At 52.8% G+C, this 16,920-nt stretch carries 14 protein-coding genes; 6 read left to right on the forward strand and 8 right to left on the reverse strand.

Annotation, left to right across the window (positions count from 1 at the left end):
• Positions 1-62: 62 nt before the first annotated feature.
• Positions 63-1,238 (reverse strand): polysaccharide pyruvyl transferase family protein, encoded by a 1,176-nt coding sequence (locus AC0L7R_RS18350; protein ID WP_473660680.1) that lies wholly within the window; start codon positions 1,236-1,238, stop codon positions 63-65.
• 137 nt (positions 1,239-1,375) lie between these two features.
• On the opposite strand from AC0L7R_RS18350, the gene AC0L7R_RS18355 reads away from it, so the two are divergent.
• Positions 1,376-2,710: an oligosaccharide flippase family protein gene (locus AC0L7R_RS18355; RefSeq protein WP_473660682.1), complete on the forward strand. Its 1,335-nt coding sequence runs from the start codon at positions 1,376-1,378 to the stop codon at positions 2,708-2,710.
• Between the two features lie 26 nt (positions 2,711-2,736).
• Here the strand turns inward: AC0L7R_RS18355 and AC0L7R_RS18360 are convergent, their stop codons facing one another.
• Together AC0L7R_RS18360 and AC0L7R_RS18365 are read right to left on the reverse strand one after the other, a co-directional pair.
• Positions 2,737-4,296, reverse strand: a complete 1,560-nt coding sequence (locus AC0L7R_RS18360; protein WP_473660684.1) for a hypothetical protein — start codon at positions 4,294-4,296, stop codon at positions 2,737-2,739.
• A complete protein-coding gene (locus AC0L7R_RS18365; RefSeq protein ID WP_348107541.1) occupies positions 4,296-4,562 on the reverse strand; it encodes a spike base protein, RCAP_Rcc01079 family in 267 nt (88 codons plus the stop codon). Before AC0L7R_RS18365 ends, AC0L7R_RS18360 begins: the two co-directional genes overlap by 1 nt.
• Before the next feature lie 235 nt (positions 4,563-4,797).
• Between AC0L7R_RS18365 and AC0L7R_RS18370 the strand changes: the two genes are divergently transcribed.
• Positions 4,798-6,255 (forward strand): O-antigen ligase family protein, encoded by a 1,458-nt coding sequence (locus AC0L7R_RS18370; protein ID WP_473660687.1) that lies wholly within the window; start codon positions 4,798-4,800, stop codon positions 6,253-6,255.
• A gap of 8 nt (positions 6,256-6,263) precedes the next feature.
• Positions 6,264-7,244 (forward strand): nitroreductase family protein, encoded by a 981-nt coding sequence (locus AC0L7R_RS18375; protein ID WP_473660689.1) that lies wholly within the window; start codon positions 6,264-6,266, stop codon positions 7,242-7,244.
• A gap of 102 nt (positions 7,245-7,346) precedes the next feature.
• Here the strand turns inward: AC0L7R_RS18375 and AC0L7R_RS18380 are convergent, their stop codons facing one another.
• The 5 genes from AC0L7R_RS18380 to AC0L7R_RS18400 form a co-directional block, all read right to left on the reverse strand.
• Positions 7,347-8,240, reverse strand: coding sequence for a hypothetical protein (locus AC0L7R_RS18380; RefSeq protein WP_247129523.1), 894 nt, complete (start codon positions 8,238-8,240; stop codon positions 7,347-7,349).
• A 216-nt stretch (positions 8,241-8,456) separates the two neighbouring features.
• The gene (locus AC0L7R_RS18385) at positions 8,457-11,123 is read right to left on the reverse strand and encodes a hypothetical protein (protein ID WP_473660693.1); all 2,667 of its coding nucleotides are present in this window, start codon (positions 11,121-11,123) and stop codon (positions 8,457-8,459) included.
• 9 nt (positions 11,124-11,132) lie between these two features.
• Positions 11,133-11,786, reverse strand: a complete 654-nt coding sequence (locus tag AC0L7R_RS18390) for a PIG-L family deacetylase (RefSeq protein ID WP_473660695.1) — start codon at positions 11,784-11,786, stop codon at positions 11,133-11,135.
• A 26-nt stretch (positions 11,787-11,812) separates the two neighbouring features.
• Positions 11,813-12,985: a UDP-N-acetylglucosamine 2-epimerase gene (gene neuC / locus AC0L7R_RS18395; protein WP_247129526.1), complete on the reverse strand. Its 1,173-nt coding sequence runs from the start codon at positions 12,983-12,985 to the stop codon at positions 11,813-11,815.
• A 9-nt stretch (positions 12,986-12,994) separates the two neighbouring features.
• Positions 12,995-13,948, reverse strand: a complete 954-nt coding sequence (locus AC0L7R_RS18400; protein ID WP_473660698.1) for a GNAT family N-acetyltransferase — start codon at positions 13,946-13,948, stop codon at positions 12,995-12,997.
• 159 nt (positions 13,949-14,107) lie between these two features.
• Between AC0L7R_RS18400 and AC0L7R_RS18405 the strand changes: the two genes are divergently transcribed.
• The 3 genes from AC0L7R_RS18405 to AC0L7R_RS18415 form a co-directional block, all read left to right on the forward strand.
• Entirely contained in the window at positions 14,108-15,274 is a 1,167-nt protein-coding gene (locus AC0L7R_RS18405; protein ID WP_473660701.1) for a DegT/DnrJ/EryC1/StrS family aminotransferase, read from the forward strand.
• Positions 15,271-16,341, forward strand: coding sequence for a sugar phosphate nucleotidyltransferase (locus tag AC0L7R_RS18410; protein ID WP_473660704.1), 1,071 nt, complete (start codon positions 15,271-15,273; stop codon positions 16,339-16,341). The genes AC0L7R_RS18405 and AC0L7R_RS18410 overlap by 4 nt, the downstream gene beginning before the upstream one ends.
• The coding region (locus AC0L7R_RS18415; RefSeq protein ID WP_473660706.1) for a polysaccharide biosynthesis protein at positions 16,338-16,920 on the forward strand (583 nt) is incomplete at its 3' end. The genes AC0L7R_RS18410 and AC0L7R_RS18415, both read left to right, overlap by 4 nt.

The following is a 16,920-nucleotide window of genomic DNA, read 5'->3' on the forward strand; positions in this document are numbered from 1 at the left end:
GATACTGCTGTCGGAGCCTCCGGCGGGGATTTAGAAGACGTCAAAGAAGCGACGGGCGGTGTCTAGGGCTTGGCCGCGATGAGCTTGGCGCAGAGGTTTTTCAGCGCCGTTTCATAGGTGGCAAGCCGCGTTTGACCTGTTTGGAGAGCGGTCTTTGTCTCGTCAGTAAGTGCCGCGCGGTTCTCGAACCCAGCGATAATCTTGGATTTGATCGCTTCGGCTGTCTCGGATGTGCAATCGACGGTGTGATTGTAGCCGATGGACCCAAAGAGCCCTGCGAATTTGCGGCTATAGGCCATCGGGATCACAGGCACGCCTGATGAAAACGCGGCGATACAGGCATGCATCCGTGCGCCCGCGAAGAAATCCATGCCAGCGATGTAGGATTTCGCGGCGGACGGGCTATCGAATGCGGGGGCGAGCACGGTGTCTGGGAATTCCGCGTGTAGGGCTTGGGAGGCACGGTAGTCGTCTTCACCTGCATTGCGCCCGTCTGCGACGATAACATGCGGGATCAGGTGGACCTCAGCGTTTAGAGACTGAAAATGGGTGATCAGATCGCGGATCAGACCCGGATAATCCATTTGCAGGCCGAATTCGTTTTTACCTGTGTAGCCGCCGCCCATCAACAGGCCCGACACGTTCAGGCCGATTTTCACAGGGCCGTCGGTTTTCGCGGGCGCATCATAAGGCAGGCGCAGCGCCACGTCGGACCCGATCACCAGATCGCGGGTGACGCCCATATCGCGGGCTGCTTTGGTGGATAGATCATCACGAGTGGTGACGATCGCGCAAAGCTTCATCGACAGTTTGGCGAAGAAGGCTGATGTCTTGTTGGTAAACGGCCCGATGGTTTGCGGCGCCATCACAAGCGGTGTGCGTGCCAGATGCGTCAGATATTTCAGGATGAACATGCGTCGCAGCCGCCGTCCGCCGTAGATATCTGCAAAGCTATCACCACCGCCGATATCGATCACCAGATCAGCGCGGCGGGCCTGCGCGAAATACCCACGCGGGTTGATCATCACGCGGCCATCCAGATCGCGGATCGTGATATCGTCCCCACCCACATAAGGCGTGCGTTTGTCGGTCCAGTCCATGACGGTGATCGCAATCGGGTGATCCAGATCGCGGGCAATATCGCGGATGATTTCCACCTCTGACACGGTCAATGCGCCAACGCCCAGGTTGTCAGAACGGGTCGAATGCAGGATCAGGCAAATCTTGAGGGGGGTCATAGCGCGGTCTTCTTTTGGACTTTTTACGGTTGAACCAAAATCCCACGGTCTTGACCAGAGTTTGCGCAGCCTCGCCCCGCTTATTGACCGGATCATTGTAAACGGGGAACAAGCGGTCAGATGAAAAGGCAAACCATATGTTGAAGTCAGCCCTGCTGATCCTGTCCGGCAATGCGGCGTTTTCCGTATTCCTGTTGATCCGCAATCTGGCGGTGGCGACGCTGATCCCGCTCGAGGACTACGCGATTGCCGCCACATTCATGATCGCGATGACAGCTGTGGAAATGGCGTCGACCTTGGGTCTGCAGCAACAGATCGTGCAGGCGGACAAGGGCGAAGATGTCCGGTTTCAGGCCGCACTACAGGGATTTCAGGTGGTTCGCGGTCTGTTGGCGGGCGTTGTTTTGTTTGTCGCTGCAGGGTCTATTGCAGGGTTTATGGGGGTGCCGCAGGTCGCATGGGCCTATCAGGTCCTGGCTGTGATCCCTGTGCTGAATGCGCTGCACCATTTCGATATGCATCGGCTCAACCGTCAGATGGTGTTTGGTCCGTTGATCTGGGCAAAGGTGGTGCCGATAGCGGCGTCTTTGCTGGTGATCTGGCCCTTGGCCACCACGCTAGGCGATTACCGCGTGATGTTATGGGCCTTGGTGGTGCAGGCGGCGGTCATGACGGTGATGTCGCATGTGACGGCGCAACGCAGCTACCGGTTGGTCTGGGACCGCGACATAATCGGGGAAAGCCTGCGGTTTGGCTGGCCGCTTTTGCTGAACAGTATATTCCTGTTCGGGGTGTTCCAAGGCGACAAGATCATTGTGGGCCATGTGTTGGGATTGGAACCGTTGGCTTTGTTTGCGATGGGTTTTACGCTGACATTGGCCCCGAGCCTTGTGATGGCCAATTCGATCCAGAACTTTTTTCTGCCGCAGCTCAGTAAGGGTGACGCCCGCTTTGGGATGCTCGCACAGGTCACATCGCAGACCGGATTGTTCGGCGGCGTGGTGCTGGTGATCGCCGTGGCCGTGTTAGGTGCACCATTGGTGGATGTGGTTTTAGGGCACAAATACGCAGGGTTAGTGCCGCTTTTGGTGCCTTTGGCTGTGTTACAAGCGATCCGGATCGCCAAGGCTGGTCCGTCAATTGCGGCCATGGCCAAGGGGCATACGACCAACGCGATGTGGGCCAATGTACCGCGCCTGATCTCTTTGGTCGTGATCTGGGTGGCGTTACACCAAGGGGCAGACCTGATCACTGTGATCTGGATTGGGTGTCTGGGCGAATTTGTGGGTCTGATCGTGGCGGGCGCGTTGATGCGTCAGCGGACCGGCGTGAAGGTGGCTGTTGTGCCGTTCATCGGGGCCTGCGCGTTTTGGGCGGCTGCCGTCATGGCACCGTGGTGGGTGATGGTGATTGTGGGGCTGGTCGGTGTCGGGCTGATGCGCGATTTCAGGCTCTATATCAGGCGAAAGTAGGGGCGCATGTGCTGCGCCCCATCTGTTTACAAACCGTATGCGATGCCATGCGCGGGGGTATCCCCGCCAGTCACACGGACAACGCAGCCTGTGATGCCCGGATGCGTGCTGTCGCCTGCGTAATAGGTGAAATCTGCGGCATCTGCGGGCGTGCTAAAGACCGTTTCGCCCCCCACAGTGATCAGATCGGTGTCGACCAATTGCACTTGGCCGTCATGCGCACTGCCCGCATCCGATGCGGTATCAATCGCAAAGGCTGGATCACGTAACAAGGCGCGATAGGCGGTGATATTGGGGTCAAGTGATGCCGCAGAGGCGATGTTGACCATCACCCGTACATCCCAACCGCGGTCCAGAATACTGGTCGCAGCCGTTCCAAAGTCATCGCTCAGATACCCCACAACATTCGCGTAGTGCTGCGCAGGTGTCAGGCCGCCGCTGGTTGAAATGTCGTTGCGCCCCAGTTCGAACGCCATGACGTTTTCCCCCGGTAGTGTGAATTGCGCCCAACCGTGTTCTGCGTCGCGTCGCTGCACCAGCTTTGCGATCTTGCTGCCAGACCCCGCCAAATTCACGACCCGCCAATCCGACCCGATCAGACCCGTACCCGGATCGGTCAGAACCATGTTGGCCGCTAGACCAGAGGTTACATCGCCGGTGCCTTCCATGATGCTATCGCCTTCCAGCACAAGCTGGTTCAGGATTGGTGTGACCGTGTAGGCGGCCATCAGATCAGCGACCAGCGCATCACCGTCAGCCGCATCAATGGCACTGTCGACCACGACCAGTTCGTACAGATCGAACCTGCCCCAATTGCCAGAACTGCCCGGACTATACGCAAAGCGGCCAATTTCACCGCCCGGCACGTCAGAGATGCGGATCGGGTTCGGGATGGCAAGACGATCATTGTTCATCCACAACATCGATCCCCCATTGGCAGGTTCGCGACCCACCATGCCGACGACTTGCATCTGCGAGCCGGTGATCATCTTTTCAGGTGTCTGGTAGCTGGTGTTGTTTGGCTTGGCGAAAGCACGCAAAAGCGGCGCGCTGTAGGTGTTCAGCGATGTCTCTAACGCGGCGGATACCGTGTTGGGGGCGGCATTGGCATTGCGCCCGAGCGACAGAACTGCGGTTCGTGTTTTCACGCGGTGGAAACGGCCGACCATAAAGACAGACATGTTGCGGGTGGATAGCGCCAATGTGTCTGCGATCTCGAGGAAAGCGTCGCCTTCGAACCGCCAGAACGGCCGACCCAGCGCATCAACCATCGCCGTAGGCCCCGCACCGGGCAAAGCGCTGACATTGGCCAGACCTTGCAGATCGCTGGCTGTCGCCACACGGGCACCATCCATGGTGACGGTTGAAAACTGCGGCGACCAGCGTGCCGTGACGGTGATGGGCAGAACGGCGGGTGTTGGATCAGGCACCGGATCAGGATCGGGTGTGGGGTCAGGATCAGGGATCGGGTCCGGATCGACCGGATTAGGCTCTATATAAGGCTCGTCCGGCACGGTGACAGAGCCACCCGTGACAGGCAGCCCCCCACCCGACAGAAAGCCAAGCGCTGTGCTGAGGCCCAGCATTACCAGCACCCCACCATGTGGTCCGCCGTGGTCCCCGTGGCCCAGACCCGTGACACACGGATCGGATGCCAGCCTTGGACCATATTCACGAAGGTTACGGTTGATCCATCTGCGATCGTCACACGCACATCGCCGCCCGTGCCCACATAAAGCGCGCGGGTCAGATGCCCAAGATCAGCGGTATCATCAGCAGTGATGCCGACCGCATGTGTGACAGGGCTTTGCATGCTGGGGCTGTAGCCTTTGAAATCATCAAGAATAGGCATGGGAATGTCTCCGGTGTTTGCAGGGAAAATCGACGCGACATTACCACCGGTCCGGATCACGTTGCCGATCACGGGGCAGGGCGGACGCAGGGGTTACAAAGGGGTTAAGGGGTCACAGGTTGGTGGTGATCTGACCGGATCGGAGGCAAAACCATCGCCACACAGATGGGTCCCCCATATAGTCAGCGCAAAGCACAGACCCATAAGAGCTTATGAATAAGCCAAAGGACGACACGTGGCCGTAAGCGACACTTTTTCACACAGACCAGCGACCCAAGGGGCCGATCCTATCGCTGTGTCCGGCAAACTGCCGTTGGTGGTGTGGCTGTATCTGTTGGCGGTGGTGATCCCCGTGGGCGTGTCGCTGGGGCCATTGGTGCTGACAGGCGTGCGGATTGTGTTGATCGTGATGATCCTGCCGTTGATGGCGCAATTGTTCATGGGCCGGTTTGGCAAATTGTTTGCGACAGATTTCCTGTTCATCGGCCATGTGCTGTGGACAGCTGTGGCTTTGGTGATGAACAACCCCTCGCAGGTGATCCAACAAACCGGGTCGGTGGGGATGGAATTCTTGGGCGGGTACGTGTTGGGCCGTGCCTATATCCGGACCCGCGAAGATTTCACGGCCCTGTCCAAAATGCTGATCCTCTTTGTGCTCGCGATGGTGCCTTTGGCCTTGTTAGAGGCCGTCACAGGCCAAGTGCTGATCATTGACCTCCTGAAAAAAGTGCCCGGTATGCGCACGATTGCCTATTCGATCCAGGAACGGCGGTTCGGGCTTGATCGCGTGCAAATGGGGTTCAGCCATCCGATCCATTTTGGTCTGTTCTGTTCGATCACCTTTTCGCTGTGTTTTGTGGCGATGGAAGGGACTTTTGGGACAGCGCGGCGCTGGATTACCGGGGCGATTATTGCGGCCACCGGATTTCTTGCGCTGTCATCTGGCGCGATCCTCGCGATTGCGTTGCAGTTCGGTTTGATCCTGTGGTCGATGATGTTTGCAAAAATCGAAAAGCGTTGGTGGATTTTGGTCGGCCTATTTGTGCTGGGCTATGTGGTGATCGATTTGCTGTCGAACCGCAAACCGATTGATGTCTTCATGAGTTATGCGACGTTTTCGGCAGAAACCGCGTATTGGCGGGCACAGATTTTTGAATGGGGCATGAAAAACGTTTGGGCTAATCCTGTGTTCGGGATCGGGCTGAACGATTGGGTCCGGCCCTGGTACATGTATACCAATTCGGTGGATAATTTTTGGCTGCTGCAGGCGATGCGCTACGGCATCCCCGGGTTTGTGACGGTAACGCTTGGCTATGTTTTGATCCTGTTCCACGTGATGCGCCGCGACCTATCGACTGATCCGGTGTTGGCGGTGTTCCGTAGAGCTTGGGTGTTTACGTTCCTTGGGCTTAGCTTCACCCTGTGCACGGTGCACGTCTGGACATCGATGTATTCGTTTGTGTTCTTCATGCTTGGGGCAGGGGTCTGGTTGATCGTGGCCCCCACACAAGAAGATCGCAACCAAGAGCCCGTGAATGCTACGCCGCGCACAGATCCCGTTTTTGTACGAAATCTAGACACACCGCCGATGACCCAGCGCACGCCCCGCGGTCTTGTGGCACCGCAACGCAAAGATGACGGGGTAAAACCCCGCGCGTCCGCCCCCCGATATTCCCGATTTGACGATAAATAGAGACTGAAATGGACCAACGTTCCCTTCCTTACCGTGCAGCGCGCGCTGTGTGGCGCAAGTTCAAATGGCTGCGGTTACAGGCCCAACTGTTAAGGGATCAGTTGTATGATCTGCGGCGTTTCGGGGCATGGTCGCATGGGACAGACGCGGACAAGACGCAGGCGCAGGCGCTACATGCGATCTACAAAAGCTATCACGGCGTTGAAAAGGGCTTGTCGCTGTCTGAACCGCGTCCCGGTTTCGGGGTTGATAAGATCGCCTTCTTGATGGGCAAGCTGCGCGATTACCGGACCAAGTTTGACCCGAACGGGGTGCCTGCGGCCACATCCGCATTGCAAAGCTATCAGGCGTTCAATGCAGGCCATGCCATCAAAAACCCGACGTTAGAGACATTTTTGGACAAGGCTGAGGACGACCGGACGGGCGGCACAAAACCTGTGACCCGCGACGACATCTTGGCAATCACGGACAAAACTGGTGCTGATTTCTTTTGGTCGCGCCATTCTGTGCGCCAATATGCAGACACGCCCGTGGCGATGGAGATGATCCACGCAGCGGTCGACATGGCCCGCAAAACCCCCAGCGTCTGCAATCGCCAAGGGGCACGTGTGCATGTCTTTGCGGATGCGCAAAAGGCACTGTCCTGGCAGCCGGGAAATACAGGGTTCGGACATCTGGCATCACGGGCCTTGATCGTGACGGCAGATTTGCAGGCGTTTTCAGGCACCGGAGAACGCAACCAACCTTTCGTCGATGGCGGCATGTTCGCGATGTCACTGCTCTACGCACTACACGCGCAAGGATTGGGGGCGTGCCCGCTTGCATGGTCGATGCGGGCAGACAAAGATCGGGATATGCGGGCGGCGCTAAATATCCCCGACAGCGAAGTGGTGATCATGATGATCAGCGTGGGGCATTTGCCAGACACGCTCGCAGTCGCAAAATCGCATAGGATGGGGTTGGAACATTATATGGTGGAGCATGACTGAACATAATCATCATTATGGGAGTTAATGATGTGCCCGGGTGCGCGCTACTTTGAAGTGCGAATCCTATTAGAAAGCAATATGTTCAAACTTCAGGAAAGCGAGCTAGCTTTCTAGAGATAGCATCTCCTCTTGGACCATCCGTAAGTCTAGTAGACTATTGTTTGCATTTTCTATATCTGGCCAAGACTCAAAGAAACTTGGGGATACCCCACCACCATATTCCGACTGTAGGCGAGAAAATTCCGGTTGATACGTTGTTATGATCGTTTGCAATTCTGCTTTGGTTAGGAGGTTATAGCGCCGTCCTTTGTACCCGTTATTCGATAGATGTTGATTGAGCTTTCCCAGATTAGCTAGCAATTTTGAAGAACGACCGAGGTCACGTTGGTATAGGCTGCGCAGTAAAAGGCTGTCGGTATCAGGAGTCTTGTTTTTGGGTTGTGGTAGCATGAAATCTTCAGCAGGTAGGTTGGTAACATGCAAAAAATCCAGAACAGCGTCACCGCCTTTTAGTTGTGATTTTTCGTAAGCTCGCAATTTTATACTGCCCGCGCCAAACAACGTTTCGAACCGTTTGATTCGCTTAGAAAATTCAAGACCTGATTTCACGAAAGGCGAATCCAAAAACTGCGACATGGTCTTGGCCCCAGTCCCGGATTTTAGCCCCTGTTGGAACCACGAATTCAGAAAGCTGTCTGGGCGGCGCAGGTAAATGAGTACAGTGACGTCATAACCTCTCAGGAGTCCTGCAAGCTTATGTGTATCGCTCCTTTTGCTATCTGCGAAGTGCCACAGACCTTCATCGGAAATGATTAAGTCATGCTTGGTATCGGTCAAGGCCTTGATGGTAGGACCTAGAACGGCAGAAGTCCGCATTGGAGGGCCGACATAGGTGTAGTTAAAGCGAGACATGACGTCAGCGTTATTGGACAACGTTTCTTGAATGGAAGTCGTACCAGTTTTCATTGTTCCTATATGAAGTATTACTTTGGGCATCAATTCTTCCTGTCGTACCGTTTCAACTTAGCGCAATATCCTCTGAGCCAAGTGACGGCAAAGGCTATTTAAATTCTATCAAAGAGTTAAGCCACCGACGCCACTATAGTAGCAAAATGTTAGGTCATGCTGGGGGTGACGCTAAAGTACCGACACTTCATTGACGCGCTCGGGCGGGCATTGCGACGCAGTCAGTTTTGGAAAGCAGTGGAGGCTCTAAACTTCATAGACCTTATGTGGGCCATCCAAGAACAGGGACTTCGGAATGTCCGCAGGTGGGCGTAAAGATTGATCAGCAGGCAATGCCAAAATATCGGTTATAGCCTCATGCAAATGCTGCGAGAAACCATCCGTAAATTGTGCTTCATTTGACAGGAACGTTTCAGGGATAGCATTGTACTTAGACGGATCGCTTAAATAGTCTCGAATGGCTTCACCCAAAGCAGAAGCAGACCCAAAACACTGGCCACCAATTACGTCGTGTTGGTTCAGAGGGTAATCTACATCTCCATTTGATACGCAAAAAACCGGGCGGCGGAGCAATGTCGCCTCAATGACTGTTGCGCTGTAGCTTGATAGAACAAGGTCTGAGGCTTCAATGATTAACTGTGCATCACCGCTTAAAACTTCGACTCGATCAAACGCATTCTCCTCATTGACGACCCGCATGTAAGCTTCTCTACGAGCTACCGTTTCCTCTGGGTGAAGTTTAAGGATCAGCAAGCAATCCAAATCTTTTGTGGCCTGAATGATTTTTGACCAAACTCCGGAGATTTGATCCCAGTTCGAGGGTTGCGCAAAGAAAGATAGCACAGCTTTTGGTGCCGTAAAATCAACAGGGTACTCCTCTGCCAAAGCCGCTCTGGCTTGCGCCGTTTTTGTAGGCAAATCATAGTGGGAGGTTGTTTCCAAGCGCGGTGATCCAATAACCGGACAGCGATCGACACTCATCCCGAATCCTTCCGCTGCAGCGGAAGCAAAAAAGCTTGAGACGACACCATAATAGTCGGCTGTAATTTTACTGTATCGACAATAGCTAGCGTTCAATCCATGTGGTTCAACGGCAAAGCTCGGTACATTAAAGTGTCTGGAAACAGCCGCTAGGGCGGCGACTCTAGGACTCCGAAAAGGTGTCAGGATAACCAGTTGGGGCAGCTGATCGTTTGCGTGTAGCTGAGCAAACCATGCATTACATAAAAAAGAATGCGCGATGTAGGATAAAAGGCCATTTGTGGCCACGTCCTTAATCCGCGTCCTCAAAACATGGGCAATATAGTTGTGATGGATCATCGAAATCTTTGAATGGAGGAAGTCCTCTAGCCAAATTTTGGTTAATTCGAATTTCCCGTGCGGAGCTTGAGGAAGTGGATAAATTTCGTCAGACGACAACGGTTCTTCCATTGTGGCAGCAAATGAAACGAGGTTGCCGCCCATAAAGGCCACACGAAGATTATGGGTTGTTGTCAAAGCATCACAATAAGCCGCGGAAGATCTGTTGTAAGCGGCAACCTGTGATGTGGCCAGCAATACCCGTGCAGCGTCTGAACTAGGCCAACCTTGAAGTTTTTCCGTGAACGCCTTCGATTTCTTTTCGAGATCTTTGATCGCGGTTTCAAGCATCAGATGCCGAGATTTCGGCATTCGTACATCTGGCGCGCCTGCCGATAGTCGGATGGTATATTGTTCGAACGCGGCTAAGGCAGAGCCCTGCATTGATGTGCAAACAAGTTCTACCCGTCTATCAGATGCAATACCATTAATGCCAAGAATCAAATCGCAAAAGCGATCATTGCTTGCTCGCTTTGAAGGGCTTGACGGATCGAAACCGATGACGACGTGATCAAATTCTTCAGACGCCATCAACTGCTGTAATGCTGTGAACTGTAAACACGGGAAAAATAGATTGTCAGCCAAAGCTAAAGCCGTCCCTGCGTCATCATTGACGGTCAATCTGGCCTTCGACGCAATGTTGAGTTCCGACACCAGGAATTCAGCGGTTTCGCGTGTTTCTTCATGTACCCGATGATACTCAGACGAGAAACGGGTTATGCGGCTTCTCGGGTGTTCGACGGAAATAACACAGTCACCCGAATGTAGTGTATCGTTGGAAAAATTCGCGCGTCCATACAGGTCGCCGATTGCAAAAACGGTCGCTTCTTCAGCACCCTGGCACAGCATGGCGATTGCAGTCACATTGGATATGTCGGGCACCACAATTAAGCGGCGTTTGGTAGCTTTTTTGAATCCGCTATTTATCAATCTGGAGCGGATGTCAGGCTCAATAGTGTTTGCGACAACAAAACCACAGCTGTCGATAACACGCAGGAAACCGCGAGAGATTTCGGGACTGCTATGAGTTGCAAGTCGTGCAAACTCCGCTGAGTGTTTATCATCTAGAAGTAAGCTCGCGAGAGACACAATCGCAGAGCTCACCATTTGACTACGTCGCATTCTGTTGGCGAGTTGAGAAGTGTTCGCTGTATCCTCGTCCAGCAAACATCTTCGAATGATTTCTTGTGTTAAGGCCGAGCGCCCCAGAGCTATTAGGACTGAAGGATTAAAGCACTTTTCGTAGGAAATTCGGACAAAGTCTTCAATGGCGTCGGGCTTATGTTCGTGCAACTCACGAAGCCGTTTGTCCACGTGCTGCCACGGACGTGTGTTACTTTGTTTCCAGAACAGTTGATTGCCGGCGGAGAAGCCTTTGAGTTTGTCCGTTGTTTGAACCATACGGTCGCGAACAAACCAGCGAGACCGTGACGCTCGGCGTTTTAATGGATCAAGGATGCGTTTATTGATGGTTCCAATTGGTGCTTGTGCGAAAGCTTTCGGCAGAATTCTAACCGCCTTCGCATATCGGACAAGAGTTGATTTAAGCTCCACAATACGCCCTCAACTTCTGGCGCGGAGCAACATGAAGCACTCAGCCGCCTGTGTTCCACTTGCGGCGCCCCTTACTTGCGCAAGAGCAGCTATGGCAGCCAGACTTCGCGGGAACGGGAAGTCTTGGATTTCAGCCCCAAACATCTGAGTGATACGCAACTTTTCTTCGAGATGGCCGGTAATATCGACATATATATTTGGTACGAAAGGCAGTGCCTGTTGAATTGCAGCGTCTGTTTCCGACAACGTCTCATAGACCAAGACCCACTTGACTGATGGATATCGGAACCATTTTGCGCACGCAGCACCTGCATCATGAACCGCAGCGTGATCGCTATGCGCGTCTCCGCGATGTGGCAAGAGCATGACTTCGGGATTGATTTCCTTAACGACGTCTCCAATGGCCGCGACTATGTCACCAATGGGAAAGGTATCGAGGCGGGCAGCTGGGAATGGGAGGATCCGTACACTCGCGAAGCCATAGGCATCAGCCACCGTTTCTATTTCGAGTTTACGCTTCGCCACTTTGCCTTCGGGCCAACCGTCTTCAGGGCGCATTTGCGTGACAATAAGCCAATGTACTTCGCGACCTGCCTTGCGTGCACGCAGAAGCGCGCCCCCTGCCCCAAGAGTTTCATCATCGGGATGCGGTGCGATGACCAAAATCGGCCCATGTCCTTGGTCAAAGATCATATGGAAGTCTCCATTACGAAACGCTTGTGCAACAAACGATCGTCGATTTCTGTTTCGCTCAAGATGTTTGCGATCTTACTACTTGCGGTTCCATCGCCATAAGGAGTTTCGCATTTCGCCAGCATCGTGCGAAAATCTGCATCTTTTGTTGCTGTCTCGATCGCGGCTGAAATCTCGTCGGGGTCATACCCTGTCCAGATCACATTGGCCGCATGTTCGCGCCCACGTTGTCGTTTACCAATGTTGATTGTAGGCAAACCGAGTGTTGGAGCTTCTAGAATGCCTGCCGAAGAATTGCCAATCATTGCATGCGCATGGCGCAGCATATTCACAAACAGGACCCGCTCCAAAAATGTAAATAGGTGAACACGGTCGCACCGTGCTGAAAGCGCTGTGAGCTCGGCAACGACGGCGTCACTGCCTGGATCTGTATTTGGCATCAGAGCGACGACGTTCAGTTCGCTTTTTTCCAATACTTGTGAGATCGTTGCCATGTGGGCTTTGGCTTCTGAGAAATCAGTAATAGTCGGATGATAAAGCAACACAAGATAAGGTCCGCATTTTTCGTCGAGACCCAGCTGTGACAGAACCTTCTCCCGACTGAGGTGTTCGACACTGATTAAGCGGTCCAGGCCAGATGCGCCGACGACATTGATCCGCCAGTCTTCTTCACCAATTGCGCGGAGCCGCTGCCCACTTAGTTCTGTCGTCGCCATGTGGATGTTTGCAATTTTGGAAACAGCGTGTCTGATCGGATTATCAACGTTACCGTCCTCTGCATGATCGCCGCCGCCGATATGGACCACAGGAATATGGTGATAGAGACCGGCAAGCGCGCCAGTCATAGATTCTTCTCGATCACCCATGACGACTAGAAAATCTGGACGTTCATTGGCAAACAAATCCGTCATACCGGACATCTGTAACGCCGCACCTTTTACCCTACCCGACAGTCCGTCAGAGGCCATTAAACTATCAATACGGGCTGCAATTCGAAATCCATCGTCTTCGATCTGCCGAACAGAATTGCCCATACGTTGTGAAAGATGTCCGCCGGACACGATGACGCTTGAGGATAGGTTTGGCATTGCATCAACGGCGCTAATGACCGGTGCGAGAATGTCGTATTCGGATCGAATGCCAGTAAGAAAATGAACTTTACGCTCCATGTTCGTCCTTTAGTATAAATCAGAGTCAAGCATAGCCAGTGACCACCGGCGGGCATCGGTAAAGTCCCCTACCGCGCTATTAAACTGACGGCCACCCAAATAAGTAACCGGGCTATTGGCGCTAAAGCCGAATCTCTCGAGGGCCAATCGTGGTCCACCTTTATTCAAACACCATGTGTTTAAGCGCTCTATTCCAGCATTTTGCGCATCGGAACAAATCGAGTGCAACAGGGCCTTCGTATGTCGCTCATCAATTGCCTGTAGATCGACGATATCTGTCTCTGCGATCCCGTAGTTCTTGGTGATCGCATAGGCTGAAATATCTGGGCGATCAGTGATTATATATCGGGTGTATGTGTTTACAGGATTGACATCGATGCGCCATTTCAACGTCTTTTCATCTTTTAACGATTGCAATCCTGTTGAGTTTGCCAGCCGGTTGTTCAAGTTTTCAAAGCGCGCATCAATCGCCGGAACCTTTTCGACAGCAGGTAAGCTTTCGGTTGCTGTATGGGCAACAGATTTTGTTGCGAGCGATAGTGTTGCTACGTCGCAGACTGGTTCCCATCCCAATTTGCGTTGCCGTGTTGCGTTGATCATTGGGTTCGGAAAACCCCAAACGGCAGCATAGCTGGCCTGACGCAGGTCTTCATAGAGTGCTTCGCCAACGGCTTCGACTAAACCACGACCTCGATGCTTGGGGTGGGTCATTGTCGACATCGACAGGGCAGCAGGCATGATTTCGCTATTGATTAAGAACGGTGCTTGGCTTGCACCGTAATGGGCAACCAAATCATCTCCAGACCACGCCAGCATCACAAGCGGACCCCCGTGTGGATGGTCGAGGTAACGCCACTTCCAAAAGTCGGCAGACAATTCGCGCCCAAAGCTATCTTTGAACAAATTCCTGATGTGGATTTCATCGCCTGACCGCCAGGGCCGTATATCGTAACCTTTTGGCATCTTGGGTCCTCGGATCAGTCACTTTTTGCATTGCGCAAATATGAGTAAGGCAGATAGCAATGTCTATCCAATTACTTGCACTTACCTGTTGCATCCGTGTATCCGAACAGTGCACTCGGAGAAAAGGCTCGTTTTCGCCAGAAAGGCACAGTTTAGCCCATGATACCTCTCGCTATTCCAAACCTTCAAGGCAGGGAAGCTGACTACTTGCAAGACTGCATTACGTCGACCTTCGTTTCGACTGTTGGGCCGTTTGTGACCAATTTCGAAGGCCAGATAGCAACCCTAAGCGGAACCCCGTCTGCAGTCGTTTTATGCAGTGGAACCACTGCTTTGCATCTTACATTAGAAGGGTTGGATATTGGAGAAAATGATCTGGTCATGTTGCCATCTTTGACCTTCATTGCGACTCCAAACTCGGTGAAACATGCTGGGGCTGACGTTTGGCTCGTAGATGTCCATGCGTCTGACTGGACAATGGATGTGTCGCTTGCGCGGGACGCCATTTTATCGAAAACGGATCCGCATGCCGATGGCCGCATTCACCGTGAAACAGGAAAAATACTTAAGGCAATTATGCCAGTGATGATTATGGGCGCAGTTCCTGATCTTGACGGCCTATGTGATCTCGCGCGCGAGTTCGGCTTGAAAGTTGTGGTTGACGCGGCGGCCGCTATTGGTACGTCAGGCATCAATGGGGTGAAGTTAGGCATGACTGGCGTTGATGCGGTATGCTATTCGTTCAATGGGAATAAGACCGTAACGTGCGGCGGGGGCGGCGCGGTTGCTTCCAATAATTCCGCACTAATTACGCGGATTAAGCACCTCAGTTCGACTGGCCGGGTCGGCGCAAATTACGACCATGATATTGTTGCATACAATTACCGTATGACCAACCTGCAGGCGGCAGTTGGCGTTGCTCAGCTGGAGCGATTGGATGAATTCCTGAACGCCAAGCAGGCTATCCGAAATACCTACGCGGAATTTGCCTCGAAATTTGAGGTTCTGGAGGCATTTCCAGAGCCAAAATTTGGACGGAATGGACACTGGTTTTCTGGGTTTTGGTATACTGGTGAAGATCCAGAGGTTGGCCAGAAATTTCAAAACCATATGAAAAGCTCTGGAATTGATTTGCGACCGTTTTGGAAGCCGATACACCTCCAGGCACCGTATCGGGCTGCTTTGGTAGAGCCAATGCATGTTGCCGGTGATTTGTGGCAGCGGATTTTTCCACTGCCTTGCTCAACTCATCTTACCCCAGAACAACTGGATACGGTCCTTGACGCCGCCTCAGTATTCTGGACAGCATACGAAGGTACCTCGTGAGACTGGCCAATTATACTGAACGAGATTTGCAGCATCTGTGTATTTTCGAAACTCAGACGGTTCTCGAAGCTATGCAAATCATGAGTAAAGCGGGCCTGCGCTTGGTACCCGTGGTTGTAGAAGAGGGTCGCCGTTTCGTTGGTGTAGTCGCGGACGGTGATTTGCGACGGTTTTTGGCGAATGGTGGCCAGACTAGCGCTTTGATCGCCGACGTCGTGAACCGTAAACCATCGATCATTGAAGCCCCAATGCCCTTGCCTGAAGTGCGCAGCCTTATGATGCAACGGGGGTTAGAATATCTGCCATTGATCCAAGATGGGTACTTAGTGTCGATGTTTGTCTTGTGGGTGGCTGCAAGCCCAGAAAAATTGAGCGCCGTTATTATGGCTGGTGGACTTGGTAGTCGCCTGGCGCCTTTGACCGACAACTGCCCAAAGCCGCTTTTGCCGATTGGTGGTAAACCGATTTTGACACACATCATCGAACATCTCAGAGACCAAGGCGTGAATCATTTTGTTCTGTCTCTCAATTATTTGGGCGACATGATAGTCAATCACTATGGCGATGGTTCGGAACTGGGTGTCAGTATCACCTATGTTCGTGAGACTATGCGTATGGGTACGGGCGGCGCATTGGGTTTGATTGATCCATCAGAGCTGTCCGAGCCCTTCTTGTGTTTGAACGGAGATATTTTGAATGATATCGATGTTGACGCACTTAAACTACAGCATATCGATAATCACTGGGACGCAACCATGATTGTCCGGAACTATTCCTATCAGGTGCCCTACGGCGTGGTGAACGTTGGGCCGCAGGAAGATTTCGTGGGCGCTGAGGAAAAGCCTACGATGAACTTTCGAATTAATGCGGGTTTCTATATGCTGTCTAAATCCATTCTTACTGTCATCCCCCGCGAAGTATTTTATGATCTACCAACGCTTTTTAGTGATCTGCAAACACGCGGTATGAAGTGCGGGACACAGGTACATCACGGGCGGTGGATCGACATTGGAAATGTCACAGAGCTCGAACGCGCACGCGCGATTTTTGAAGGATCCGAGGAATGAGCTACTATGATCTGCCCGAACTCGACGCACGTATCGTTAGTCGAAGTCAGAGCTTTTTTACGGATGATCTCATTGCGAACGAAGCGGCCCTAAGTGACATTATCAAAGGCGCCAGAATTCTGGTCGTTGGCGGAGCCGGCTCAATCGGATTTCAAACGCTCAAGACTGTCATGCGTTTTGCTCCAGCGACAGTACATGTGATTGATCACAACGAGAACGGACTCGCGGAGGTCATTCGCGCGCTCAGATCTGCAGATGAGCCGATTTTGACAGACGAAATTCTGACGTTGCCTTTCGATTACGGAGGAGCCCCTTTCCGGCAGTGGCTTGCTGCGCAAAGCCAACCGTATGATTACGTTTTGAATTTCGCCGCGCTCAAGCATGTACGGTCCGAGAAGGACCCCTATTCAATTCTTGCAATGCTCGAGACCAATGTGCTCAAAATTGTTGATCTCGCCCACGAATTACACAAAATTGGCGAGCCCAAAAAATTGTTCTGTGTCTCAACAGACAAGGCCGCAAATCCCAGTTCAATGATGGGGGCGACCAAACGATTGATGGAGCATGCCTTGTTTGTTC

It is taken from the genome of Yoonia sp. D2-7, assembly GCF_055809435.1.